This is a genomic window from Aeromonas sp. 602658 (assembly GCF_049173005.1).
Lineage (GTDB): Bacteria > Pseudomonadota > Gammaproteobacteria > Enterobacterales > Aeromonadaceae > Aeromonas > Aeromonas veronii_A.
In genome coordinates, this window is the sequence record NZ_JAAKRF010000021.1 from 26421 (window position 1) to 51088 (window position 24668).

A 24668-nucleotide genomic window follows, 5' to 3' on the forward strand; every position below is an offset into this window, starting at 1 on the left:
GAACTACTGTATACGCATACAGCTTGGATATTCATACAGGAACCCCATATATGAACCAGCCCCTGCACTCACTGCCCTTTGCGATGAATCGTGTCATGAGCAAGCCCTGGCCAACCAGAACCGCCTGCAAAGCGGAGTTGGCTCATTATGGTGTGACTATCCAGTCTGATGATCAGTTTCTGAGCGAGCTGACCAAGCTTGGGGAGGCTCATACCGGCTGGATCTTGTTGATCGCCCCGCCGGGACGCCCCACAGTCAGCCGTCTGGAAGAGCGAGGTATCGATCCCAAGAGAGTGCTGGTGGTACATAGCCCCAAAATCAAGAACTGGCAGCAAACCCTGGAGCGCAGTCTGGGCAATGGTCACTGCGCCGCCGTATTTACCTGGCTACCCGAGCAGATCGAGCTGGATCACGTCAAGCTGCAGCGACTGGGACAGCAATCTGGCGTACTCACCCGCTTCTTTGGCGCGAAACGGACTAACCTCGGCACACCTCTGCTGGCTTATTCAGAGCAAGATATCTATCTCAATCATTAAGACAAAAAACGAACGCCTACGCAGGCTCTCCCGCGGGTCGCTTTGACAGAAGGGCGCAAACAATATGTGACCAGCTGCTTTATTTGAAAGACAAGCTTGCAACAGCCTGACGGTAGGCATCGGAGATCATTTGACCCTGCTTGCTGCAAGCAGACAAACATCAAAAGATGTAACGGATAAAGAAGCAGAAAATAAAACCTGAACTGGACAATCATGCAGCCCAAGTATTCAAACCTGCGGGACTTCCTGCCCACCAGCGAACCCGTTTGAGCAATATGATGAGGCTGAAAGTCATTGCATTCATTTGAGCTGATCACGACAATTTGCCCACCGGAGTGACCCTCTCCTTGAAATACCGGGTAACAAGGGGTATAACCACGCGTTTTATCAGGTGTAATAAGTGAGCGGTATGATGCAAGCCCCCTTTTGGCAGACCAAGAGTCTGCAGCAGATGACTGAATCCGAATGGGAATCCCTCTGCGATGGTTGCGGAAAATGCTGCCTCAACAAGCTGATCGATGAAGATACCGACGAACTGGTTTTCACCAATGTCGCCTGCAATTTGCTTAACACCAAGACCTGTCAGTGCTCTGATTACGCCAATCGTTTCAAAAAAGAGCCTGACTGTCTGCAGATCACCCATGACAAGATCACCGAATATGACTGGCTCCCCTCAACCTGCGCATATCGCCTGCTGTCTGAAGGTGACGCTCTTCCAGAATGGCATCCTCTGCTGACCGGCAGTCGTTCCGCGATGCATCAGGCTGGTCAATCCGTCCGTGGCAAAGTCATTCACGAGGATCAGGCGGGTGAATGGATCGATCACATCATCACCTGGGCCAGCTGACACGCTCAACCCGCTATTCTCCAGAGACAAGGGCTGCACAATGTGCAGCCCTTGTTGTTTCTGCAAGCAGGGTTTGTAGCTTCACACATATCTGGCTGGCTAAACCAGACCACCTCCAAGCTGCGCATTGAGAGAGATAGAGGCAGAGGCAGAGGCAGAGGCAGAGGCAGAGGCAGAGGCAGAGGCAGAGGCAGAGGCAGAGGCAGAGAATGATTCCATAGTCACAGGCTTATGGGTATTGCTTGATACCCGCGATGGCGCCTCTGTTCACCCCTTAAACCTGCTCAGCTGTTCCACGAGCCATAGCAACACTGATGCAATGGCAGGCAGAGCAACCGCCTATCCCCTTAGAGCGCGAATAAAGCATAATCGCATTACAGACGGGGCCTAGGTCAATCCTAGTGAGCCCCTCCCCTTGATCCTCTTCAAATCCCCAGTAACAACTGTTGTGGTTGCGATGGAACTGGGGGCGATTCACAGGGGATGATTACTCCCCCTGAATCGCACGCATAAAAAAACCGGCGCCTTGGCGCCGGTTTTTGCTCACTATGTCTCGATTACAGAGAAGCAGTGAAGGTACGGGTGATGACGTCTTGCTGTTGCTCTTTGGTCAAAGAGTTGAAGCGAACGGCATAACCGGATACGCGGATGGTCAACTGCGGATATTTCTCCGGGTTTTCCATGGCGTCCAGCAGCATTTCACGGTTCATCACGTTAACGTTCAGGTGCTGACCACCCTCTACGTTGGATTCGTGGTGGAAGTAACCGTCCATCAGGCCAGCCAGGTTGGCTTTCTGGGCTTCCATATCTTTACCCAGTGCGTTCGGAACGATGGAGAAGGTATAGGAGATACCATCTTTAGCGTAAGCGAACGGCAGCTTGGCTACGGAAGTCAGGGAAGCAACAGCACCCTTCTGGTCACGACCGTGCATCGGGTTGGCACCCGGGCCGAACGGAGCACCAGCACGACGGCCATCCGGGGTGTTACCGGTCTTCTTGCCATATACCACGTTGGAGGTGATGGTCAGAACAGACTGGGTAGCAACAGCACCACGGTAGGTGTTCAGCTTCTGAATCTTCTTCATGAAGCGCTCAACCAGGTCACAGGCGATATCATCGACGCGAGCGTCGTTGTTACCGAACTGCGGGTATTCGCCTTCGATTTCGAAGTCGATGGCAACGCCATCTTCGTCACGAATCGGCTTGACCTTGGCGTACTTGATGGCAGACAGGGAGTCAGCGGCTACAGACAGACCAGCGATACCACACGCCATGGTGCGATATACGTCACGGTCGTGCAGCGCCATCAGAGAGGCTTCGTAGCTGTACTTGTCGTGCATGTAGTGGATGATGTTCAGCGCAGCAACGTATTGCTTGGCCAGCCAATCCATGAAGTGGTCCAGACGATCCATTACGTCGTTGTAGTCGAGGTACTCGGACTTGACCATCTCGGTTTTCGGACCGACCTGGATCTTGAGCTTCTCGTCCATACCACCGTTGATTGCATACAGCATGGTCTTGGCCAGGTTGGCACGAGCACCGAAGAACTGCATCTGCTTGCCAACGATCATCGGGGATACACAGCAAGCGATGGCGTAGTCATCGTTGTTGAAATCCGGACGCATCAGATCGTCGTTCTCGTACTGAACGGAAGAGGTCTCGATGGATACCTTGGCACAGTACTTCTTGAAACCGACCGGCAGCTTCTCGGACCACAGGATGGTCAGGTTCGGCTCAGGGGACGGGCCCATGGTGTACAGGGTGTTCAGCATACGGAAGCTGTTCTTGGTGACCAGAGTACGGCCATCAACGCCCATACCAGCCAGGGTCTCGGTCGCCCACATCGGGTCGCCGGAGAACAGTGAATCGTATTCCGGAGTACGCAGGAAGCGAACCATACGCAGCTTCATGACCATGTGGTCCATCAGCTCCTGGGCTTCTTGCTCGGTGATCAGGCCTTTCTGCAGGTCACGCTCGATGTAGATATCCAGGAAGCTGGAGGTACGACCGAAGGACATGGCAGCACCGTTCTGGGACTTGACTGCCGCCAGGTAGGCGAAGTAGGTCCACTGTACGGCTTCTTTGGCGTTCTTGGCCGGTACGGAGATATCGCAACCGTACTTGGCAGCCATCACCTTCATCTGTGCCAGGGCACGGTGCTGCTCGGAGATCTCTTCGCGCAGACGGATGGTGGCTTCCAGGTTGACGCCGTTTTCCAGGTCAGCTTGCAGGGACTTGAACTGGGCCAGTTTGTCGGCCATCAGGAAGTCAACACCGTACAGAGCAACACGACGGTAGTCACCGATGATACGGCCACGGCCGTAGGCATCCGGCAGACCGGTGATAACACCAGACTTGCGGCAGTTCAGGATGTCTTTGGTGTAAACGTCAAACACGCCCTGGTTGTGAGTCTTGCGGTATTCGGTGAAGATCTTCTCGACCATCGGGTCCAGTTGACGACCGTACACTTCGCAAGAAGTTTTAACCATCTTGATACCGCCGTTGGCGATGATGGCGCGCTTCAGCGGCTTGTCAGTCTGCAGACCAACGATCTGCTCCAGGCTCTGATCGATATAACCGGCATCGTGTGCGGTAATGGTGGAGGGCAGGTCAGTATCAAAATCAACCGGCGCATGAGTGCGGTTCTCGATTTTGATCCCTTCCATGACCTTGTCCCACAGCTTGGTGGTCGCTTCGGTCGCGCCAGCCAGGAAGGACTCGTCACCTTCATACGGGGTGTAGTTCTTCTGGATGAAGTCACGGGTGTTGACAGAGGTCTGCCATTCACCGGCCGCGAAGCCTTCCCATGCTTTTTGGAACTGTTCGTTAAGTTCTGCCATTTTTCATTACCTCACACGGTATTGATGTAGTATCCCGCAATCATCCTTAATGATGACGACGGAAGATAAACCAGTAAGTCAGACCAACCATCACGCCACCACCGATGATATTGCCGATGGTCACGGGGATGAGGTTGTGTAGGACGAAGTTGGATACGGTCAGGTCAGCAAAGGTTGCCGGATCCTGGCCGATGGCCTGCCAAAATTCCGGACTAGCCACGCTGTGGATAGCGATACCAACCGGAATCATAAACATGTTTGCGATGCTGTGCTCGAAACCTGATGCAACGAACATGGCAACCGGCAGCAGCATAACCACTACCTTGTCAGTCGCGCTGCGGGCACCAAAAGCCATCCAGGCAGCAAGACATACCATCAGGTTACAGAGGATACCCAGCGCCACCGCTTCGAAGAAGGTGTGGTGAATTTTATGTTGGGCCACTTTCAGGGCATTGAGACCCCACTGGCCGTCTGCTGCCGTGTACTCGGCAGAAACGATGATCAGCGCCACCATCAGCAGACCGCCAATCAGGTTGCCGAAGTAGACCAGCCCCCAGTTCTTGAGCAGCTGAGCCCAGCTGATGCGATTGGCAGCCTTGGCTACCAGCGTCAGGGTGGTGGAGGTGAACAGCTCGGCACCGAGCAACACACAGAGAATAAGTCCGAGAGAGAAGCAGAGACCGCCCACCAACTTGGCCATACCCCAAGGCATGGAGCCGGTTCCGGTCGTCACTGTGATGTAGAAGATAAATGCGATGGCGATGAAAGCGCCTGCGGTGATGGCCAGTGGAATGACCTTGTATGCCGGCTTGGTAGCCTTGGCATAGGTGATGTCTTCAGCCAGTGCAGCGATGGCTTCGGGCTTGAGACAATCGAATGGAGATTCAGCTTTCAATTATTTTCTACCTGAATGTTTTGCCTGTTGAAATCATAACAAAGGGCCAAATAGCCAAAATTGACATTGATCAAGTTTATCAGAGTGCGAATGTAATTTTACTACAAATATTTTAGTGCGATGGCTACGCCACTTTACACCAGGTATCAGCTGAAACAGAAATATCACATTTTTAATGCAATGATTTTAAAGAATTTATTTTCGATCATGGAAATATGGTATTGGCAAGATATCTTTGCAGATCGCCAGCACATCCCCTGCCCTGTCATTAACCCCCTTAGGGGTATTTTTTGTTTTTTATTTCATCTTTGAATAACAATCCCGTGCCTTGCCGCACGATAAACAGAAGGGGCCACACGGCCCCTTCCTTTACAGCAACGATCACGCCCAGTGATGGGCTCGCTTGGCCTTCTGCAGCTTCTCGTAGGCCGCCAGCAGCTTCTGGTGCAGCGGGAACTGGGAGAGCGACAGGTCGGCCGCCTCCAGACCGTGGAAGCGTGCTTCGCCAGTGGCGTTGGCCCATGCCTGTGCCAGCGTCTCTTCGCCATACATGCGAGTGAAGACGGCGCGATACTGCTCCGGATCCCGCTCCTCGTCGAGGAACAACTCGACGCAGGCACGCAGGGCGCGGTAGTAGCTGGCACGCTCGGCAGTAAACACCGACTGGTTGAACTCCATAGTCCAGTCGATGAGGTCCAGCGCCGTCTCCAGCTCACCTGCGGCCAGCGCCAGCATGGCTTTCAGCTCGCCAACGCGCAGGGTGTGCAGCGCGGTCCCCTTGGCAGCGGCGATGCCCAGCAGCTCGCGTACACGGGTGCGCTCGTCGTGCCCCTCTTCATCCAGTTGATCAAACAACGCCATGTACTGCTCGGCATCCCAATCAAGTGATGGCAGTGCCAGGATCACTTCGCGCAGGTTGGCGCCCATATTGTTGTTGGCCAGCAGCAGATCTTCGGCAGGATAGATGTCGGACATGCCCGGCACCAGAATGCGGCAGGCGTAGACACCCAGATGCTCGTAGTCGGCGATATAGACCGGCTGCTCCAGCTCGTGGAAGATACCGATCAGGTGATCAAACTCCTCCTGCGAGGTGCCACGAAAATCCCAGTCGGCAAACTCGAAGTCCGCATCCTGCTTGAACAGATCCCAGCTGATAAGGCCCGAGGAGTCGATGAAGTGGGTCTCGAGGTTGTGGTGATCCGCCACCTGCTCGTTGTCGAATGACGGCGGCACAAACACGTCGAGATCCTTGAGACCACGGCCCTGCAGCAACTCGGTGACGGTACGCTCGAAGGCCACTTCGAAGCGCGGGTGGGCGCCGAAGGAGGCAAAGCAGGTGCCATTGCTCGGGTTGAGCAGCACCACGCAGATGACCGGATAGCGGCCACCCAGTGAAGCATCGAAGCTGTAAATGGGGAAGCCTTCCGCTTCCAGCGCCGCGATGGAGGCAGCAATCCCCGGATAACGGGCAATCACCTCGTCCGGGATCAGCGGCAGACTGATGGCCTCGGCGATGATCTTGTTCTTCACGTGGCGCTCGAACACCTCGGAGAGCGCCTGGGTGCGCGCTTCGGTCTTGGTGTTGCCAGCGCTCATGCCGTTGGAGACATAGAGGTTGCCGATGATGTTCATCGGGATGTAGACGGTCTCGTGATCGGACTGACGCTCGAACGGCAGCGCGACGATACCGCGCTCCTCGTTGTTTGACTGCAGATCCACCAGCATGTCGGCGGTCACTTCACCGTCCGGGTTGTAGAACTTGCGGGTGAAGCTGTCGAGCAGACCGGCCGGGAACTGGTCACCCTCGATGGGGAACCACTTCTCGTTCGGGTAGTGAACGAAATCGCCGTTGGCGACCTGCTCGCCCAGATAGAAGTCGGCGAAGAAGTAGTTGGTGGAGAGACGCTCGAAATATTCGCCAAGGGCAGACGCGAGGGCCGCCTTCTTGCTGGCACCCTTGCCGTTGGTGAAGCAGAGGGCGCACTCTTTGTCGCGAATATGCACCGACCAGACGTTCGGCACGGGGTTGAGCCAGGAGGCCTCTTCAATATCAAAGCCCAAGGCTTGCAGCTTGGTCTGGAAGCGTTCGATGGAGTCTTCCAGCGCCGCGTCCTTGCCGGGAATAAAAGTGTGGTCAGTCATCACGATATCCTGATTTTTATTGGCTCATGTTCGGCCGCAGATAATAGCAGGGGTCGGCGGCTTTGGCAGGACAAAAATCAGCAAACAGGGATGAGTCGCACGTTGAGAAACCGGCTTATCCCCGCTCCCCCGCCACAAACAGCGCGGGCCCGGGGATTGCCCGGGCCCGCTGGTTACGCGACGCGATAAACCGTCAGAGCTGCTTGCCCTGGCAGGCGATCACCTGGCTGTACCAGTGGAAGCTCGCCTTCTTGATCCGGCGAAGGGAGCCCCCCTGCTCGTCACGCTCCACATAGACGAACCCGTAGCGCTTCTGGTAGCCGTTGAGCCAGCTCAGGATGTCGGTGAACGACCAGGCGCAGTAGCCGAGCAATTCCACCCCATCCTGCATCGCCTCCTGGCACGCCTTGACGTGGCTGCGCAGGTAATCGATGCGGTACTCATCGTTCACCTTGTCGCCCGCCTCCAGCTTGTCGAACTCGCCAAGACCGTTCTCGGTGATCATCAGCGGCAGGCCATAGCGGGAAGAGAGGCGACGCAGGGCGATACGCATACCGGTCGGGTCGATGGCCCAATCCCAGTTGCTGGTCTCAAGGTGCGGATTGGGCGCCGTCTTGTAGAGGCCGGGGATGCCACTGGACGGCGTAGTGCCCTTCTTGCCGGTGGTGTTGATCCGCTGCAGGGTCTGACCGCCCAAGGGGTTATCTGTGTAGGTCAGGGTGTAGTAGTAGTTGACGCCGATGTAGTCGGGCGTCCCCTCGCGCAGCAACTCCATATCGCCCGGCAGGATCTCGGGCGCCTCGCCGTTTTCTCGCAAGTAAGCGAGCGCCGCCTGGGGATAGCGGCCAAAGCAGTAGGCATCCAGCCACCAGAGGTTGTTGAACTCCTCGGCGTTCTCATAGGCCAGCATATCTTTCGGATCGCACGACGCCGGATAGGCAGGGGAGTAGGCAAAGCTCGGACCGATGAGGCCATTTGGCACATGCTGGCGAAACGCCTTGATCACCCGGGCATTGGCCAGAAACGCGATGTGGTTGGCGGCAAAAAAGCGCTTGCGATCCTGCACGGCAGGCGGATGGGTGCCGAGCTGATAGGCGTTGGTCAGGTTGTAGTTCTGCTCGTTAAGCGACACCCAGTACTTCACCTTGCCGGCAAAACGCTGATAGAGGGTCACGCAGTAGCGCTCGAAATCCTCGATAATGCGTCGGTCTTCCCAGCCGCCGTACTCATCCTGCAGCGCCTGCGGCAGATCCCAGTGATAAAGGGTCAGCACCGGCTCAATCTGGTGGGCCAAGAGGGTGTCGATCAGCTTCTCGTAGAAGGCCAGACCCGCCTCGTTCACCTCCCCCCGACCGGTGGGATAGATGCGTGGCCAGCTCACCGAGAAGCGGTAAGCCTTGAGCCCCATCTCGGCCATCAGCGCCACGTCCTCTTCCATGCGGTGGTAGTGATCCACCGCCACATCGCCGTTGCTCCCCTCAAAGGTCTTGCCCGGCAGCTTGGTGAAGAGATCCCACACCGAGGGCCCCTTGCCATCGGCATTCCAGCCCCCCTCCACCTGATAGGCAGCGGAGGCGGCGCCCCACAGAAAATCGCTCGGGAAGTCGTTGAACTTGTGGTGATGCATCTGGTGTTGCTCCTTCTGCGCTGATGGTGTCAGCCATCTCTGATAACTCGGTGCCCCCTGTCGGGGCGCCCGAAATGAATTGGCATAAGCATCCATCACTTCTAAAATTCCGTCCAATGACAAATATGACCACTCAACATTCCCAACAGGAATGAAAGGAGCCCTGATGGAGCTACGGGATCTGAAAGCCTTCGTCACCCTGGGGGAGGTACTGCACTTCGGCCAGGCGGCGGTACGCCAGCATGTTACTCAATCGGCCCTGAGCAAACAGATCAGGCGGCTGGAGGAGGAGCTGGGCGGCGAGCTGTTCGAGCGCAATGCCAGCACCACTCGCCTCACCGGACTGGGCAGGGCGCTTTATGAGGATGCCCGCGCTGTGGTCATCCAGAGCGAGCAGCTCTCGCGCACCGCCCGCGACGTGCTGGCGGGCAATGTCGGCACCCTGCGCATCGGCTTTGGCGTGGCCACCAAGATCCTGGTGCCCGCCGCCATCGCCCGCTTTCGCGCCGAGCGGCCGCAAGTGACCATCGAGCTCAACGATCTCTCCACCCACCACCAGTTGCTGGCGCTCAGTGAAGGCAAGCTGGATCTCGGTTTTTGCCGCCTGCCCGCCCCCAAGGGGTGGCACGCCCTGCCGGTGGTCGAAGCCCACTTTGTCGCCGTACTGCCCGCCAGCTACCGCGATGTGAGGGAGTTGGCGGATCTGGTGGACAAGCCGCTGGCGATCCTGCGTCGGGACAAGGCCCCGTCGTTTTACGATCACCTGATGAACTATCTGGCCCAGAGCGGACTGCGTTTTCGCGATATCCAGTACGTCAACGACTTCGCCGCTGGCGTCGCCACCGCGGCGGCAGAGATCGCCTGGACCCTGGTCCCCTCCTCCACCACCATAGAGCACCCGGATGTGCTCACCCTCCCCTTGAGAGACGGGGAAGCCTGCTGGACCATTGGCCTTATCCGTCCGCCCCACAGCAAGGGGCCCTTGATCGATGCCTTCTGGGCAACCATCGCCGATATGGCGCCAAAATAGACACGCTGTTGGCAAACAGCAGATGGCGGCCGCGCATCAACGATAGCGTTCGACGATACGCGCCAACTCGCCGCTTTGTCGCAGCTGTTGCAGGGCACGGTTGAACTCGGTTATCCGGGTATTGAAGCGGGAGTGCTTGCCGATGCAGAGATTGAACGGGGTAGAGGCAAGCTGCAGCGGCACCTCGACCACCTGCCCGGACAATCCCAGCTGGTTGAGTTTGAAACGAGCCACCAGTGGGTCGGTCACCATCAGGTCCCCCCGACCCGCCGCCAGCATTTTGAAAACGTTATCGACATTGATGGTGTGATGAACGGTGAAGCCCGCCAGGTTCTCCTTGCCCCAGCCGTTACCGAAATAGTCGAGAAAGGTAAGCGATTTGAAGTCACTCAAGCGGCTAGCACGCTGTAATTCCGCCATGCGGGGATGGGCACGCTGGGTAAAAATGGTTAGCACAGTGGTAGTGACCGGCTCTTCCACAACCAGGGTATAGCTGCGCCGTTCCTGAGTAGCGATGGTGACAAAGCCATCGGCCTGCGCCATCCGCACCAGTTTTTGCGCCCGTTGCCACGGATAACCTTCATGGCGCACCCGCAGCCCCATCTGCGCAGCCACCCGCTCCATCACGTCGATCATCAGCCCGCGCATCTTGCCCTGTTCGTCACGCCACGAATATGGGGCAAAGTCGTCAAAGTAGACCAGCTTCAACTCGGCCGCTGGCGCCGCCCATGCACTCTGCCACATCAGCAATCCCCACAGGATTGCGCTCCCCAGACTGACTCTCATGGCCGCGACTCCATCCACTTCTGCCACCTCTGAGCCTAGTGCAAAGCGGCTGCGGCAAGGATCAGAAGCCAGTGAAACAAGTGGCCAGCAAAAAGAGAGGGGAAGCAGTGGCTTCCCCTCTCTCGTTCGTTTTTCATCACGCCACCTTACCGATGGCGGTCACGGCTTGCCGGTTACGCCAGCTCGGCCCGCAGCGCCTTGGTGGCATCGACCATCACCTTGAGGGCGGCCTCAGTCTCTTCCCAGCCGCGAGTCTTGAGGCCGCAATCCGGGTTGACCCAGAGCCGCTCGGCCGGGATCTGCTTGGCCGCCTTGCGCAGCAACCCCTCAATCCAACTCTGGCTCGGCACGTTCGGCGAGTGGATGTCGTAGACGCCCGGGCCAATCTCGTTGGGGTAGTTGAAGCGCTCGAACGCTTCGAGCAGCTGCATCTGGCTGCGGCTGGTCTCGATGGTGATCACATCCGCATCCAGCGCCGCCACCGCCTCGATGATGAGGTTGAAGTCGCTGTAGCACATGTGGGTGTGGATCTGGGTGCTGTCCGCCACCGGGCTCGCGCTCAGACGGAAGGCCCGCACCGCCCAGTCGAGATAAGCCTGATGATCCTGCTTGCGCAGGGGCAAGCCTTCGCGGATCGCCGGTTCGTCGATCTGGATGATCTTGATGCCAGCGGCTTCCAGATCTGCCACCTCGTCGCGAATGGCAAGGCCGATTTGCAGGGCGGATTGCTCGCGGCTCACATCTTCCCGCGGGAAGGACCAGCAGAGGATGGTCACAGGTCCGGTCAGCATGCCCTTGACCGGCTTGTCGGTCAGGCTCTGGGCAAATCGGGTCCATTCGAGCGTCATGGGGGTCGGGCGGTCGATATCGCGGGTGATCACCGGCGGCTTGACGCAGCGTGAGCCATAGCTCTGTACCCAGCCGAAGCGGGTGATGGCAAAGCCATCCAGCAGCTCACCAAAATACTCCACCATGTCGTTGCGCTCGGCCTCACCATGAACCAGCACGTCCAGCCCGATGGCCTCCTGACGCGCGATGGCATCGCGGATCTCGGCCTTAATGCCCGCCTCGTAGGCGCTGTCATCAATGCGACCGGCGCGCCAATCCTGCCGTAATACCCGGATCTGCGAGGTCTGCGGGAAGGAGCCGATGGTGGTGGTGGGCAGCAGCGGCAGCTTGAGATCCGAGCGCTGCAGCTCGGCCCTGACCGGATAGGGGCTGTGGCGATCAAAATCGCTGTTGGTGAGGCTGGCGAGCCGTGACTGCACCGCTTTTTTGTGCACCCGGCTGTCGGACTCCCGATCCACGATGGGCTGGCTGTAGGCGGTGATTTTGTCGAGCTCGCCCCCATCCAGATACTCTCTGAGCAGCCCAAGCTCATAGCACTTTTGCAAGGCGAAGGCGAACCAGCTGCGGGTCTGGGGATCCAGCTCCTGCTCCAGGGTCAAATCCACCGGGCTGTGCAGCAATGAGCAGGATGAGGCCACCCAGAGCCGCTCGCCGAGTTTGGCTTTCAGTGCCTTCAGAGTCGGCGCCAGCTTGGCCAGATTGGCACGCCAGACGTTGCGGCCGTTGATCACCCCGGCGGAGATGACCCACTGAGCGGGCAGATGCGGCACCAGGGTCTCCAGCTGTTCGGGGGCGGCCACCAGATCCAGATGTAGGCCATCCACTTTCAGGCTGGTGATAATGTCGCGCTGATGAGCCACCGAACCGAAATAGGTGGTGAGCAGCAGCTTGCAGGGGCCCGCGAGGCGCTCGTAAGCGTTGAGGTAGGCCAGCCGCCACTCGTCCGGCAGGTCCAGCGTCAGCGCCGGTTCGTCGATCTGCACCCACTCCACCCCTTGGGCGGCCAACTTGGCCAGGATCTCCTGATAGACAATCAGCAGGCGATCGAGCAGTTCAAGGCGGGAGAAGCCGCTCTCTTTCTCCTTGCCGAGCCACAGATATGAGACCGGTCCCAGCAGCACCGCCTTGACCGGCAGCCCCAGCGCTTTGGCCTCTTCCACCTCGTCAAACAACTGGCTCCAGCCCAGTTTGAAACGCTGATCACGGCTGAACTCCGGCACCAGATAGTGATAGTTGGTGTTGAACCATTTGGTCATCTCGGCGGCCGCCGCCGGGCCGGTCGGCGCACGGCCGCGGGCCACCCGGAACAGGGTGTCGAGATCGGTCTCGCCATGACGGTGGCGGGCAGGCACCGCGTCCACCAGCAAACTGGTGCCGAGCACCTGATCGTACCAGGCGAAGTCCCCCACCGGCAGCAGATTGACCCCGGCGCCGTGCTGGGCCTGCCAGTGGCGCTCACGCAGCGTCTTGCCCACGGCAACAAGTTCGGCCTGAGTGGTCTCGCCACGCCAGTAGGATTCGAGGGCAAATTTCAGCTCGCGCTTGGCGCCGATACGGGGGAAGCCCAGGGTGTGTGCTCGTGTCATAGGTTCATTTCCTTATGCTCATTCATCTGATGGGAAACTGGATGATTTAGCCATCCAGATGTTTACACATCCAAAATGACAAGATAAGGTGACGCTGGCTATTGAATCCTCTTCAAGTGGCTCTCAAATAATCCTCAACTGACCGCCAATCAGGTTCACCGCGAGGATACAGAGGCCGATGTTTACAGGTGCAAGAGGTGCCGGAGTCAAGAAGCGCAGCAGGCCACCGCCGACCGTAACCTCAGCGCCATACGCAATCTCACAAGGAGCCATCTTATGGCAGTGCCAAGCAATGCAGGGATAGAGATCAAACACTTGAAAACATTGACCGCGCTGGCCGAGCAGGGCTCGCTGGCCGGTGCGGCGCTGACACTCAACCTTACCCAGTCCGCCCTCTCCCACCAGCTCAAAGAGCTGGAGACCCGCCTCAATCTGGAGCTCTACCTGCGCAAAAGTCGCCCGCTGGTGCTAACCGCAGCAGGCAGCCAGCTGCTCGCCCTCGCCCGTCAGGTATTGCCCGCTCTGGCCCAGACCGAGAAACAGTTGCAAGCCCTGCAGAGCGGCGATGCGGGCAGGCTGCATCTGGCGCTCGATTGCCACAGCTGCATCCAGTGGCTGCTGCCGCTGTTGCCCGATTTTCGCCGCCAGTGGCCTGGGGTGGATCTGGAGGTGGAGTCGGTGCCGGGCTTTGATGCCATCAATGCCCTGCTAGGCGGCCAGCTTGACCTGCTGCTCACCTCGGACGTGCAGGCCCGCGGCGATCTCCACTTCGAGCCGCTGTTTGCCTTTGATCTGACTCTGGTGATGGCGCCGGATCATCCCCTCTGCCACCAGAACCGCATCGAGCCGGGCGATCTGGGGCCGGAGGTGCTGCTGGTCTATCCGGTGGAGCGCAACCGCATGGATATCTTCAGCCGCTTTTTGCAACCCGCCGGGGTGGAGCCCGCCCGCTGCAAGCCGGTGGACAACACCTCGGTGATGCTGCAGATGGCCGCCGCCGGCCTCGGGGTTGCCGCCCTGCCGCGCTGGGCCAGCGACGAATTTGTCAGACAGGGGATGCTCTGCGCCCGCCCCCTCGGCAGCGGTATTCGTCGCCATATGTACGGCGCGGTGCGGGCCGCCGATCGGGATCAAGCCTGCCTGCAGAGCCTGTTCGAGCGCATTCGCCGCAAGATGGAGGGATAGCCCTCCTCAGCGTGGCTGACCGACCTCTGCCAGCAGAGCAGGCAACTGCGCCTTGATAAAGTCGATGAGGGCCCTGACCGCCGGTGACAGACCACGCCGCGCGGGATAGAGCATCACCAGCTTGCCATCTTTGGGACGCCACTCGGGCAACAGTTGTTGCAGCCGCCCATCCGCCAACTCACCCACGCAGGCGTAAAGTGGCAAGCCCACCATTCCTAGCCCCGCCAGCGCCGCCTGTTTGAGGGTTTGCACATTGTCGCTGCGCAGCAGCACATTGACCGTCACCTCCTCACTCTCCCCACTGTCGTGCCGCAGCCGCAGCAGATCAGCCTGACGCTCCAGCGAGCTGAAGAGCAGGGCATCCTCTCCCTCCAGCTGGCGCGGATGCATCAGTGCACCGTGGCGGGAGAGCCACGACGGGGTCGCCAGCACGCCCCACTGCACCGTACAGAGCGGTACCTGCACCAGACTGGAGGGGGGCTGCTCGAAGGCCACCCCGCGGATCACCACATCCAGCCCCTCCTCCAGCAGATCCACCTGCCGGTTGCTGGCTTGCACGGCGAGCCTCACCTTGGGGTATTGCGCCATAAAAGCGGGCAGCAAGCGGGCGAGCAGCGCATCGGCGATGGTAATGGGCACGCTGATCCGCACCAGACCGCTCGGCTCCTGCTGCCGTTGCCGCACAGCCGCCTCTCCGGCCTGCGCCTCGGCCAGCATCGCCTGACAGTGGCGATAGAGCACCTCACCGGCATCGGTCAGGCTGAGCTGGCGTGAGGTACGTTGCAGCAGACGGGTATCCAGCCGCTCCTCCAGCAGCCGGATCCGGCGCGAGATCCGCGACTTGGGCACGCCAAGCGCCCGCGCAGCGGCAGTGAATCCCTGTCGCTGCACCACATGGGTGAAGAGATAGAGATCATTCAAATCAAGTTCCAGTGGTGTCATCGGGCAGCCTTGGTCAGGGTGAGGTGCATTCACATCGTTCCACCAATAGAACGATAAGAACCTATTTCACCAGATTGTCGCCATTTTTGCAGCCATCATAATGGCCCTGTCCCCATCAGACGGTTGCTGCGCGGGCAATCCGCCCCACCAGCAAGGGCCGTTTGACTGTTCCAATATCACAAGGAGTTCACCATGAAACTGCGACAAATCTGCTCTGCCACCCTGCTCGGTCTGGCGACCCTGACCACCACGCTGGCCACCACAGCGACACCGGCCATGGCCGCCGAGGCTGCCAGCCATCCGACTGTATCACCCAACCGCTATCTGGAGATGCTCTCCCGAGACAATGCGGTACTGCTGCTGGTCGACCATCAGGTCGGCTTGCTGAGCGGCGTGCGCGACACCACGGTGGGCGAGCTCAAGCACAACGTGGTGGCGCTGGCCAACGCCGCCCGCGCCCTCGGCGTGCCGGTGATCGTGACCGCGACCATGCCCGATGGCATGTGGGGCCCCACCATGCCCGAACTGACCAGTGCCCTGCCGGATGTGAAGGTGATCAACCGCACCGTCATCAACGCCTGGGACGATCCCGCCGTGCACGCCGCCATTGAGAAGACCGGCCGCAAACAGCTGATCATCGCCGGGGTATCCCTCGAGATCTGCGCCAGCTTCCCGGCCCTCTCTGCCAAGGCTGCCGGCTATGATGCCCGGGTGGTGCTCGATGCTTCCGGCACCTTCAACGAAGCCAAGCGCACCACTGGGCTGCAACGCTTGCTGGGGGCCGGTATCCCGGTCACCGACTACGCCTCTGCCGCGGTCGAGATGCTACGCAGCAACGTCGACCCCAAGGCGCACGATGTCTACAACGCCCTCGACATGCCTTTCGCCACCCTGGTGTGGCAGATGCAAGAGGGTGCCAAGAAGTCGTAACTCGCCCGCCTTCGGTCAGATGACCGAAGGCTTCTTTATGTCTTCAAGAGGTTATATCGATGACCAGACGCCTGACTCTCTCCGCCCCCGTCAAGGGCCAACCGCTGCGCATTGGCAGCGGCTTTGAAGCCAGCCATTTTGGCGAACACTTTTTCAACGGTCTGATAGACCCCGTGGTGATGGTGGATCACTTCCAGATGACCGCCCCCACCTTCGAGCCCCATCCCCACGCCGGGATCTCTGCCGTCACCTATCTGTTCGAGGATTCGACGAGCCCCCACGTCAACTACGACTCCCTCGGCAATCAGGGCCCCATCGAACCGGGGGCGCTCCACTGGCTGGCGGCCGGGCGCGGGGCCGTGCATACCGAGCAGCCGGAAGGGGCATCGCCCTATGTCCACGCCCTGCAAATCTTCGTCAACCTGCCTGCCCGTCAGAAGATGGCGTCGCCTTTTGCCATCCACGCAGCCGCTGCCACCATCCCCGAGTTTCATGACGAAGGGGTGCGAGTACGGGTGGTCGCAGGCCACAGCAACGGGATAACGGCACCACACTCGGTAGAACTGCCCCAACCCTTTACCCTGCTCGATGGCCATTGCGCGCCCGGCAACCGCTTCACCCATCTGCTGGCGGCAGGCTGGAATGCCATGATCTATCCCCTGACCGGATCGCTGACCCTGCAGGCGGAGGGAGAGCGGCACTTCATCCCGGCAGGTCACGGGATGGGTGTCAGCCTGCCTGCCGATGGCGGCGAGGCGGTGGCTCTGCAACTGGAGGCCACCGAGCGCTGCCACTTCGTGCTGCTCTCAGGCCAGGCGCTCAATGAACCCCTGGTCAAACATGGCCCCTTCGTCATGAACAGCCACGACGCCATTGCAGATCGGCTGCATGCCTATCAGCGCGGCGAATTTGGTCAGCTCAACGATGAGTGGCTGCGCAACGGCCAATATCGGCCATGAGCACGCTCGCTGGCCACCAGCCACAAAGCACGCGCTGGCCTCTGGTCTTCCTCGCCATTTTTGCCGGTGCCAGCGGCGCCCTCTGCCTTGGCAAAGTGCCCGCCGTACTCGGCATACTGCGCAACGAGCTGGGGCTGACACTGGTTGAAGCCAGCTATCTCGCCTCAGCTTTCAATACGCTGGCGATCCTCTGCAGTCTCTTTCTCGGCCTGTTGCTGACCCGCTGGAGTGGGCGGCAAACCGGGGTTGTCGGGCTTTTGGTTATCGTCACAGGCGGTGCGTTGGCGCTGCCCGCCACCGGGCTGGCCATGATGCTGCTGTCGCGCATTGTCGAGGGGATTGGCTTTTTGCTGGTCTCGGTGGCTATGCCCGCCTTTATCGTGGCGGTGACCCGGGAGGAGGATAAACGGCTGGCCTTGAGCCTGTGGGCGGTCAACCTGCCTCTCGGGGCGGCGGCGGGTATGCTGCTCACCCCCTGGCTCACGGCGCAAGGTGGCTGGCGGCTGGCCTGGCTGCTCCTGATGATCCCGCAACTCTCTGCCCTGCTGCTTCTGCTCGCCAGTCGCTCAGCAGATAAACTGCGGGTCTGGGCACCCCAAAACTCGATCAACTCGGGCCACCCGCTGCGCCAGCTCACGGTGCTCCGGCAGAAGGCACTCTGGCGCTACGGGTTGGCGTTCACGCTCTACAGCCTGATGCTCTGGGCGCTCTTTGTCTGGCTGCCAACCATGTTGCAAGGCAGCCCCGGGATTGGCCAAAGCCAGATCGCCCTGCTTTCGGCGCTGGCGGTGGTCGCCAATATTCCCGGCAACCTGATGGGGGCATGGCTGCTGCGCCGGGGCGTAGCGCGAGACCGGCTCATCAGCTGGGCACTGGGTCTGATGGCGCTGTGCGGCATGCTCGCCTTCTGGCCCGGCCTGTCGCCGTGGTGGGCCTATGGATTGTGCCTCGTCCTCTCCCTTTCGGGTGGCATGGCGCCGCCGGCTATCCTCTCGTCTGCGCAGGGAGTGAGTCAGGGGCCGGTACAACTGGCCATCGTGCAGGGATTTTTTGTCCAGCTCGCCAACCTCGGTCAGCTGCTTGGCCCCCTGTTGCTGGCGGCCCTGATGACGGACAACGGCCAATGGGGGAGCGCTCGCTGGCTCTTTCTGGGCGGCTTGCTGCTGGCAATCGGACTCTATCTGTGGCGCCGCCAGCCCATTGGCGGGCAAGAGCCCAACTGACAGCTAGGCCAAGCTGCATTGATATGTGTCAGGAAGTGCCTGCGAAGTAGCTGCGTAGCGCCTCCACCACCCGCCGAACCTTCTCCGGGATCTCCCGCTGCGGCGTGATGGCGTGGATCTCCATCGGCGCCACCCGAAAACCGGGCAGCAGTTCGAGCAGACGCCCCTGCGCCAGATCCTCGCCAATCTCCCCCTCCGGTTGCAGCGAGATACCCTGCCCCGCCAGCGCAAACTGGCGCATGGGCAACACGTTGTTGCAGAGCACCTTGGCCTTGAACCTCACCCTGTGCTCGCCCCCCTTTTCATCCTGCAGCAGCAAACCGTTGCCCAGCATGTCGCCACAGAGCCAGTCGTGGGTGGCCAGATCGGCGGGCATGCGCGGCGTCCCCTTGCGCGCCAGATAGGCGGGGGCGGCGCAGAGCAGCATCCGGGTTTGCCCCAGTTTGCGGGCCACCAGGGTCGAGTCAGGCAAACTGCCAACCCGCAATGCCACGTCGATCCGCTCGGCAATCAGATCCCGTTTCTCGTCGTCGGCGATGATCTGGATGGTGAGGCCGGGGTGGGCCTGCAGCAGCGGCGAGAGGGCCAGTGCCAACGGCTGGCCCGCCATCCCCACCGGGGCGGTGATCCGCACTTCACCGAGCAGGGCGTCGCGCACCTCCGAGAGGCGCAACTCGGTCTCGCTCAGGGTCTGCTGCAACGCCCGGCACCCTTGCCATACCACCTCTCCCGCCTCGGTCAGACTGAGGCGACGGGTGGAGCGATGGAGCAGGGGCAGCCCGAGCAGGCTCTCCAGCTGGCTGATATGCTGACTGACGGCAGAGGGGGTCATGCCAAGGGATTTGGCCGCCCCTGTCATGCTGCCCGCTTCCACCACGGCGGCGAAGATGGCGTAACGTCTGAGCTGTTCCATTATTAAATCCAGCTTATAAGTGAATGCATTTTTGAGGTGATTATTAAATCATAAATGGCGGCGTAGGATAGCCCCATTCCAACAGTGAAGGAGAGTTCCCCATGAAGATTGCCCTGATCGGTGCCAGCGGTTTTGTCGGTTCAGCCATCCTGAACGAGGCCATCAGCCGCGGCCATCACGTCACCGCCATCGTCCGCGATGTCAGCAAGGTGGCCGCCCATCCGCAGGTCACCGCCGTGGCGGTGGATGCCCAAAACCCGCAGGCATTGGCCGAGGTGCTCAAGGGGCACGATCGGGTGATCAGCGCCTACAACCCGGGCTGGACCACACCGGATGATATCTACGACCACTACCTCAAAGGGGCCAACGCGATTGTCGCAGCTGCCAAAGCGGCCAACAGCTGGCTGCTGGTAGTAGGTGGCGCCGGCAGTCTGGAGGTTGCCCCCGGCGTGCAACTGGTGGATACCCCTGAGTTTCCGGCCGAGTGGAAACAGGGGGCGCTGGCGGCCCGCGACGGTCTCACCGCCCTGCGTCGTGAAACCACCCTCGACTGGCGCTTTGTCTCTCCCCCGGTGTTCCTCGAACCGGGCGAGAAGCGCGGCGGCTATCGGATTGGTGGCGATCAGGTGCTCTTTAGCGGCGAACAGCCTGCCGGGATCACCGCCGGTGATCTGGCCGATGGCGTGCTAAACGAGGTGGAAAAACCGGCTCACCAGCGCCAGCGCTTTACCCTGGGTTACTGAGAGCCAGCAGGCGGTTAAGGCCAGAATACGCGGTCACTCGCCTGTGCTTTCGGTCAGGTAAAAAACCGCTCAACCAGAAGGGAGGCATCCGCCTCCCTTCTGTTTTGGCCATTTTCTGTTTTGGTCATTTTCTGTTTTGGTCATTTTTACCGGTTGCAGCTTGCCTCTGGTTATCACTCTCCCTCTCATCATTTCCCATTCCGCCCTTAATTGCTGCGCAAAAACCCGTCAGCCCATCAGGAGCCGAATTCCATTTCGAATTTTGTATATAACTAAGAATAATTTGTTGTTTCCGTCTTATAACACCGAACAGTAGCATCCCCTTCATTCCAGATGGCGCCACACTGTCGCGCCATCCCGTTTGCCGCTTATCAGACCTGCCCGCACCAGAGGCAGCAGAAGAGATGGCGCCAGAGATAACGAAAGAGTGAGGAGGTGCACATGGAACATTCACCACTGCCGATCATCGATCTGGCTGCCCTCAACGGGGCACCCGAGGTGCGTCGCCCTATGCTGGCCCGGCTGGCCGCGGCCGCCCGCGACGTCGGCTTTTTCTATCTGACAGGACATGGCCTGAGTGACACCGAGCAGCGAGAGACTCTGGCGCTGGCTGAGCGCTTCTTTGCCCTACCGGAGCAGGAGAAGTTGGCAGTGCAGATGGTCAACAGCCCCCACTTTCGTGGCTATAACCGGGTCGGTGCCGAGCTCACCCGAGCGCGGCCGGACCTGCGGGAGCAGTTCGATATCATGAACGAGGCGCAAGCCCTGCCTGCGGCCTTGATCCGTGAACCCTGGCAGCGGCTGATCGGCCCCAACCAGTGGCCAAGCGCCCTGCCAGAGATGAAAGCCCATCTACTGGCGTGGCAGGAGCGGCTGAGCGATATCACCCTCACCCTGCTCGCGGCCTTCGCCGAGGTGCTGGAGCAACCGGCCAACGTGTTTGACGACAGTATTCGCGGCGCCCCCTACCAGCACATGAAGCTGATTCACTACCCGGGGCAAGAGGCAGGTGGCAGCAGTCAGGGGGTCGGCGCCCACAAGGATCCCGGCTACCTGACGCTGGTGATGCAGGACAATCACTCGGGGCTTGAGGTCGAGACGGCCGACGGCTGGATCTCCGCGCCCCCCCTGCCGGGAGCGCTGGTGGTCAATATCGGCGAGCTGCTGGAGCTGGCCTCCAACGGCTATCTCAAGGCGACCCTGCATCGGGTGGTGAGCCCGCCGTCCGGCGTATCGCGCCTCTCTTGCGCCTTCTTTATGGCGGCGCGGCTCGATGCCACCGTGCCACTGCTCAGCCTCTCCCCCGAACTGGCAGCGCAGGCGCAAGGGCCGGAGAGTGACCCGACCAACCCGCTCTTTAATCAGGTGGGGGAGAACGTGCTGAAAGGGCGGCTGCGCTCCCACCCGGATGTGGCGGCCCGCCACTATGGGGAACCCGCTCGCCTCCCGCGCACAGAGAGCGAAGCGATACCGGCCTGAGCAGCGCAGAGATCCGCCGGCGGGTATATGCATAAACCACAAGCAGCATGGATATACCCGCCCTGACAACGAACAACAAGCAACAAAACAAGTCATGGCCAGAGCCTGGCCATCACGGAGCAACACGATGAAATTCAAGACCATGAGCGTACACAGCGGCCAGCGGATCGACCCACAGACCGGCGCCCTCACCACCCCGCTCTACCAGAGCAGCACCTTCAGCTACTTCAACGCCCAGGCGGGCAAGGACCGCTTTGCAGGTCAAGCCCCCGGCTTTATCTACAGTCGCTTTGGCAACCCCACCACCGCCGAGCTGGAGCAGAAACTGGCGGCGCTGGAAGGGGCCGACGAAGCGCTGGTGGTGGCGAGCGGCATGGCGGCGGTGAGCGCCATCATGTATGCCCTGGCCGACAGCGGCGATGAGGTGGCCTATATCGGCCCGCTCTACGGCGGCACCGATGCCTTCCTCAAGCAGACCTTCAGCCGCGCCGGCATCAAGGTCACCGCCTACGAGAGCGATCGCGATCTGCTGGCCAACATCCGCCCTGCTACCAAGGTGGTACTGTTCGAAACCCTGACCAACCCCACCCTCAAGGTGGTGGATCCGCGGCTGGTGGTGGAAGCGGCCCGCAAGGTGGGCGCCATTACGGTATGTGACAACACCTTCCTCACCCCCTACCTGCTGCGTCCGCTGGAACTCGGGGTCGATGTAGTGATGCACAGCGGCACCAAATATCTGGGCGGCCACGGCGACATCATCGCCGGGGTGGTGGCGGGCTCTCACGCCCTGATGAAGTCGATCCGCACCGTGGCCCTCAAGCATATCGGCTCCCCCATCGGCCCGCAGGAGGCCTACCTGCTGCAACGCGGGGTCAAGACCCTGCCGCTGCGGATGGATGCCCACCTGCACAATGCCCAGAAAGTGGCCGAGTTTCTGGCGGCACATCCGGCGGTGAAGAAGGTGATCTACCCGGGGCTTGCCAGCCATCCGGGCCACGATGCCCTCGGCGCCTTCGCCAGCGGCTTTGGCGGCATGGTGAGTATTGAGCTGGAAGGCGGGTTTAAGCGCTGCGCCACCCTGCTCGATAACCTGCAGCTATTCGTGCAGGCGGTGAGTCTGGGCGATTTGGAGAGTCTTGCCTGCCATCCGGCCAGCACCACTCACGCCGCCATGGACGAGGCAAGCCGCCTCGCCGCCGGGGTCAACGACGACCTCATCCGCTTCAGCATCGGGGTGGAAGATGCGGACGATCTGATCGCCGATCTGGCCGCCGCGCTGGCGCAGATCTAACCGGGCGCGCTTTTACTCGCCGACAAAACAGCGGCGAGTAAAATGCCCCAAACACAACAACGGCCCATCAAGGGCCGTTGTTGTTTGGTGCGCTATGGAAAGACGGGATTTACTCCTCCCACACCACCACTTGGGATGAGGGCCAGCGATCCCCGACCTGGGCGTACTTTTGCTCCAGCAGGTGACGCTTGATCTTCATGGTGGGAGTCAGCACACCGTTCTCGATATTCCAGGGGGTTTTCACTACCAGAATGCCGCGGATCTTGGCGTGGGATTCCAGCTGATCGTTGACCCGAACCCGCGCCGCTTCCAGTCTGGCGTTGACCTCCTCCCGATTTCCCTTCATGGCGCTCTCGGCCAGCTGCACCAGTGCAATGGGCTGGGGCATGCCGTAACCAATCACGCAGAGCTGTTCGATGATGGGCTCCTGCCCCAGCAGCCCCTCGATGGGCACAGGCGCCACATACTTGCCCTTGGCGGTCTTGAACACATCCTTCATCCGGCCGGTGATGGTGAGATAACCCTCCTTGTCCAGCTTGCCCATGTCGCCGGTGTGGAGCCACCCCTCGGCATCGATGGCCTCGGCGCTGTGCTCGGGATCCTTGTAGTAACCCAGCATCATCCCTTCGCAGCGGCAGAGGATCTCCCCCTCGTCGGAGATCTTGATGGTCACTCCGATCCCCGCCTTGCCGACGGTGCCGATCTTGTCGGCGCGGAATGGGTAGTTGATGGTGGAGTAGGCGTGGTTCTCGGTCATGCCCCAGGCTTCCGTCACCTTGAGGCCGATGCTCAGATACCACTCAAGCAGCGCAGGGGAGACAGGCGCGGAGCCGCAGCCGAGTACCCGGGCCTGATCCAGTCCCAACCCCTTTTGCAGCTTGCGTTTGATAAGGCCGGAGATGAGCGGGATCTTGAGCAGCAACGCCAGTTTGTTCTGGGGCAGCTTCTCGTGGATCTTGATGCGGAACATGGCCCACAGCCGCGGCACCGAGATAAAGACGGTGGGACGGCAGCGTTTGACATCTTCGATAAAGGTGTCGAGGGATTCGGGGAACGCGATGGTAGCGCCGCCATAGAGACTGCCGCCATAGATGTAGACCCGCTCGGTAATATGGGCCAGCGGCAGGTAGGAGAAGCCCCGATCGGCCTGGCTCAGGCTCACCGTCTCCACCAGCTTCTCGCACGACCAGGCGTAGCGCTCGACGCTCAGCATGGCCCCTTTCGGCTTGCCGGTACTGCCGGAGGTGTAGACCAGACTCAGCAGGGAGTCAGGGGCCTGCACCGGGCTGTCAGGGATCGGCTCGTGCGCCTCCAGCAGGTCATCCCACTGGTGGCTGGCCGGCATGGTGTCATAGGGGAAGGCGATGCGCAGCAGATCGGCGGGTACGCCAGCCTCCTGACTCTTCCAGTCATCCAGCTTGCCGACGAAGATCGCCTTGGCTTCGCTGTGGCGCAGCACATATTCGATGGTATCGACGTTGGCAGTCGGGTAGATGGGCACGCTCACATACTGCCCCATCTGCATCGCCAGATCGGCGATAAACCACTGGGCGCAGTTCTTGGAGAGCAGCGCCACCTTGTCACCGGCCACCAGACCGAGGTGACGCAAGGCCGTCACCATCCGCCGCGCTTCATCGGCCACTTCACCCCAGGTGAAATCGACATATTCGCGGTTGATGGTTTGACGCAGGTAGGTTCGATCAGGACACTGCCGCTCCCAGTGATAGAGCATCTCGAGCGGCAGTTTATTGGCAATGCGTGAGGAGGAGGCCATAGTTTAATCCCTGAAACAAAAGGCGAAACTTATTATTAACCTTTCACTAACTTCAGGGGAAGGATAAACTCAAACTTCAGTTTGAATTGTG

Annotated in this window: 20 protein-coding genes; 10 read left to right on the forward strand and 10 right to left on the reverse strand. The window is 60.2% G+C overall.

Going from position 1 to position 24668, the window contains the following annotated elements; all coding sequences use genetic code 11:
• Positions 1-50: 50 nt before the first annotated feature.
• Positions 51-536 carry a hypothetical protein gene (locus tag G5253_RS14435; protein WP_064335890.1) on the forward strand — a complete coding sequence of 162 codons (486 nt, stop codon included), beginning with the start codon at positions 51-53 and terminating at the stop codon, positions 534-536.
• A gap of 412 nt (positions 537-948) precedes the next feature.
• Positions 949-1383, forward strand: a complete 435-nt coding sequence (locus G5253_RS14440) for a YcgN family cysteine cluster protein (RefSeq protein ID WP_005361134.1) — start codon at positions 949-951, stop codon at positions 1381-1383.
• A 557-nt stretch (positions 1384-1940) separates the two neighbouring features.
• Here G5253_RS14440 and pflB read toward each other — a convergent pair.
• The 4 genes from pflB to G5253_RS14460 form a co-directional block, all read right to left on the reverse strand.
• Positions 1941-4223, reverse strand: a complete 2283-nt coding sequence (pflB, locus tag G5253_RS14445; protein WP_005352571.1) for a formate C-acetyltransferase — start codon at positions 4221-4223, stop codon at positions 1941-1943.
• A 46-nt stretch (positions 4224-4269) separates the two neighbouring features.
• On the reverse strand, positions 4270-5118 hold the full coding sequence (focA, locus tag G5253_RS14450) for a formate transporter FocA (protein ID WP_005333620.1): 849 nt from the start codon (positions 5116-5118) through the stop codon (positions 4270-4272).
• Between the two features lie 381 nt (positions 5119-5499).
• Entirely contained in the window at positions 5500-7260 is a 1761-nt protein-coding gene (gene ycaO / locus G5253_RS14455; RefSeq protein WP_005352574.1) for a 30S ribosomal protein S12 methylthiotransferase accessory factor YcaO, read from the reverse strand.
• Positions 7261-7453: 193 nt separating this feature from the next.
• Complete coding sequence (locus G5253_RS14460) at positions 7454-8887, reverse strand: glycoside hydrolase family 1 protein (RefSeq protein WP_266134830.1); 1434 nt, start codon at positions 8885-8887, stop codon at positions 7454-7456.
• Positions 8888-9053: 166 nt separating this feature from the next.
• Between G5253_RS14460 and G5253_RS14465 the strand changes: the two genes are divergently transcribed.
• Positions 9054-9917 carry a LysR family transcriptional regulator gene (locus tag G5253_RS14465; RefSeq protein ID WP_266134829.1) on the forward strand — a complete coding sequence of 288 codons (864 nt, stop codon included), beginning with the start codon at positions 9054-9056 and terminating at the stop codon, positions 9915-9917.
• Positions 9918-9953: 36 nt separating this feature from the next.
• Here the strand turns inward: G5253_RS14465 and G5253_RS14470 are convergent, their stop codons facing one another.
• Both G5253_RS14470 and metE read right to left on the reverse strand, forming a co-directional pair.
• Positions 9954-10703 (reverse strand): substrate-binding periplasmic protein, encoded by a 750-nt coding sequence (locus tag G5253_RS14470; protein WP_266134828.1) that lies wholly within the window; start codon positions 10701-10703, stop codon positions 9954-9956.
• 173 nt (positions 10704-10876) lie between these two features.
• Positions 10877-13138: a 5-methyltetrahydropteroyltriglutamate--homocysteine S-methyltransferase gene (metE, locus tag G5253_RS14475; RefSeq protein WP_421203601.1), complete on the reverse strand. Its 2262-nt coding sequence runs from the start codon at positions 13136-13138 to the stop codon at positions 10877-10879.
• A 276-nt stretch (positions 13139-13414) separates the two neighbouring features.
• Between metE and G5253_RS14480 the strand changes: the two genes are divergently transcribed.
• Complete coding sequence (locus G5253_RS14480) at positions 13415-14323, forward strand: LysR substrate-binding domain-containing protein (RefSeq protein ID WP_421203603.1); 909 nt, start codon at positions 13415-13417, stop codon at positions 14321-14323.
• A 6-nt stretch (positions 14324-14329) separates the two neighbouring features.
• On the opposite strand, the gene G5253_RS14485 is transcribed toward G5253_RS14480, so the two are convergent.
• On the reverse strand, positions 14330-15265 hold the full coding sequence (locus tag G5253_RS14485; protein WP_421203605.1) for a LysR substrate-binding domain-containing protein: 936 nt from the start codon (positions 15263-15265) through the stop codon (positions 14330-14332).
• Between the two features lie 192 nt (positions 15266-15457).
• Between G5253_RS14485 and G5253_RS14490 the strand changes: the two genes are divergently transcribed.
• From G5253_RS14490 to G5253_RS14500, 3 genes are read left to right on the forward strand one after another with little or no spacing between them, the layout of a single operon-like run.
• Positions 15458-16195: an isochorismatase family protein gene (locus G5253_RS14490; RefSeq protein WP_266134824.1), complete on the forward strand. Its 738-nt coding sequence runs from the start codon at positions 15458-15460 to the stop codon at positions 16193-16195.
• 59 nt (positions 16196-16254) lie between these two features.
• Positions 16255-17154 carry a pirin family protein gene (locus G5253_RS14495; protein ID WP_266134823.1) on the forward strand — a complete coding sequence of 300 codons (900 nt, stop codon included), beginning with the start codon at positions 16255-16257 and terminating at the stop codon, positions 17152-17154.
• Positions 17151-18377 (forward strand): CynX/NimT family MFS transporter, encoded by a 1227-nt coding sequence (locus G5253_RS14500; protein WP_266134822.1) that lies wholly within the window; start codon positions 17151-17153, stop codon positions 18375-18377. Before G5253_RS14495 ends, G5253_RS14500 begins: the two co-directional genes overlap by 4 nt.
• Before the next feature lie 28 nt (positions 18378-18405).
• Here G5253_RS14500 and G5253_RS14505 read toward each other — a convergent pair whose 3' ends face one another.
• A complete protein-coding gene (locus tag G5253_RS14505) occupies positions 18406-19290 on the reverse strand; it encodes a LysR family transcriptional regulator (RefSeq protein ID WP_266134821.1) in 885 nt (294 codons plus the stop codon).
• Positions 19291-19391: 101 nt separating this feature from the next.
• Here G5253_RS14505 and G5253_RS14510 point away from each other — a divergent pair, with 101 nt between their 5' ends.
• Positions 19392-20033 carry an NAD(P)-dependent oxidoreductase gene (locus tag G5253_RS14510; RefSeq protein ID WP_266134820.1) on the forward strand — a complete coding sequence of 214 codons (642 nt, stop codon included), beginning with the start codon at positions 19392-19394 and terminating at the stop codon, positions 20031-20033.
• 124 nt (positions 20034-20157) lie between these two features.
• Here the strand turns inward: G5253_RS14510 and G5253_RS14515 are convergent, their stop codons facing one another.
• Positions 20158-20352, reverse strand: coding sequence for a hypothetical protein (locus G5253_RS14515; protein WP_421203607.1), 195 nt, complete (start codon positions 20350-20352; stop codon positions 20158-20160).
• A 122-nt stretch (positions 20353-20474) separates the two neighbouring features.
• Here G5253_RS14515 and G5253_RS14520 point away from each other — a divergent pair, with 122 nt between their 5' ends.
• Positions 20475-21512 carry an isopenicillin N synthase family dioxygenase gene (locus tag G5253_RS14520; protein WP_266134818.1) on the forward strand — a complete coding sequence of 346 codons (1038 nt, stop codon included), beginning with the start codon at positions 20475-20477 and terminating at the stop codon, positions 21510-21512.
• A gap of 127 nt (positions 21513-21639) precedes the next feature.
• Complete coding sequence (locus tag G5253_RS14525; protein ID WP_266134817.1) at positions 21640-22803, forward strand: trans-sulfuration enzyme family protein; 1164 nt, start codon at positions 21640-21642, stop codon at positions 22801-22803.
• A 109-nt stretch (positions 22804-22912) separates the two neighbouring features.
• Here the strand turns inward: G5253_RS14525 and G5253_RS14530 are convergent, their stop codons facing one another.
• Entirely contained in the window at positions 22913-24577 is a 1665-nt protein-coding gene (locus tag G5253_RS14530) for an AMP-binding protein (protein ID WP_005333638.1), read from the reverse strand.
• Positions 24578-24668 lie beyond the last annotated feature (91 nt).

Bases quoted from the DNA above. Each gene is read 5' to 3' on its own strand.
- G5253_RS14435 (WP_064335890.1), top strand. From the start codon at position 51: ATGAACCAGCCCCTGCACTCACTGCCCTTTGCGATGAATCGTGTCATG.
- G5253_RS14440 (WP_005361134.1), top strand. From the start codon at position 949: ATGCAAGCCCCCTTTTGGCAGACCAAGAGTCTGCAGCAGATGACTGAA.
- pflB (WP_005352571.1), bottom strand. From the start codon at position 4,223: ATGGCAGAACTTAACGAACAGTTCCAAAAAGCATGGGAAGGCTTCGCG.
- ycaO (WP_005352574.1), bottom strand. From the start codon at position 7,260: ATGACTGACCACACTTTTATTCCCGGCAAGGACGCGGCGCTGGAAGAC.
- G5253_RS14460 (WP_266134830.1), bottom strand. From the start codon at position 8,887: ATGCATCACCACAAGTTCAACGACTTCCCGAGCGATTTTCTGTGGGGC.
- G5253_RS14465 (WP_266134829.1), top strand. From the start codon at position 9,054: ATGGAGCTACGGGATCTGAAAGCCTTCGTCACCCTGGGGGAGGTACTG.
- G5253_RS14470 (WP_266134828.1), bottom strand. From the start codon at position 10,703: ATGAGAGTCAGTCTGGGGAGCGCAATCCTGTGGGGATTGCTGATGTGG.
- metE (WP_421203601.1), bottom strand. From the start codon at position 13,138: ATGACACGAGCACACACCCTGGGCTTCCCCCGTATCGGCGCCAAGCGC.
- G5253_RS14480 (WP_421203603.1), top strand. From the start codon at position 13,415: ATGGCAGTGCCAAGCAATGCAGGGATAGAGATCAAACACTTGAAAACA.
- G5253_RS14485 (WP_421203605.1), bottom strand. From the start codon at position 15,265: ATGACACCACTGGAACTTGATTTGAATGATCTCTATCTCTTCACCCAT.
- G5253_RS14490 (WP_266134824.1), top strand. From the start codon at position 15,458: ATGAAACTGCGACAAATCTGCTCTGCCACCCTGCTCGGTCTGGCGACC.
- G5253_RS14495 (WP_266134823.1), top strand. From the start codon at position 16,255: ATGACCAGACGCCTGACTCTCTCCGCCCCCGTCAAGGGCCAACCGCTG.
- G5253_RS14500 (WP_266134822.1), top strand. From the start codon at position 17,151: ATGAGCACGCTCGCTGGCCACCAGCCACAAAGCACGCGCTGGCCTCTG.
- G5253_RS14505 (WP_266134821.1), bottom strand. From the start codon at position 19,290: ATGGAACAGCTCAGACGTTACGCCATCTTCGCCGCCGTGGTGGAAGCG.
- G5253_RS14510 (WP_266134820.1), top strand. From the start codon at position 19,392: ATGAAGATTGCCCTGATCGGTGCCAGCGGTTTTGTCGGTTCAGCCATC.
- G5253_RS14515 (WP_421203607.1), bottom strand. From the start codon at position 20,352: ATGCTACTGTTCGGTGTTATAAGACGGAAACAACAAATTATTCTTAGT.
- G5253_RS14520 (WP_266134818.1), top strand. From the start codon at position 20,475: ATGGAACATTCACCACTGCCGATCATCGATCTGGCTGCCCTCAACGGG.
- G5253_RS14525 (WP_266134817.1), top strand. From the start codon at position 21,640: ATGAAATTCAAGACCATGAGCGTACACAGCGGCCAGCGGATCGACCCA.
- G5253_RS14530 (WP_005333638.1), bottom strand. From the start codon at position 24,577: ATGGCCTCCTCCTCACGCATTGCCAATAAACTGCCGCTCGAGATGCTC.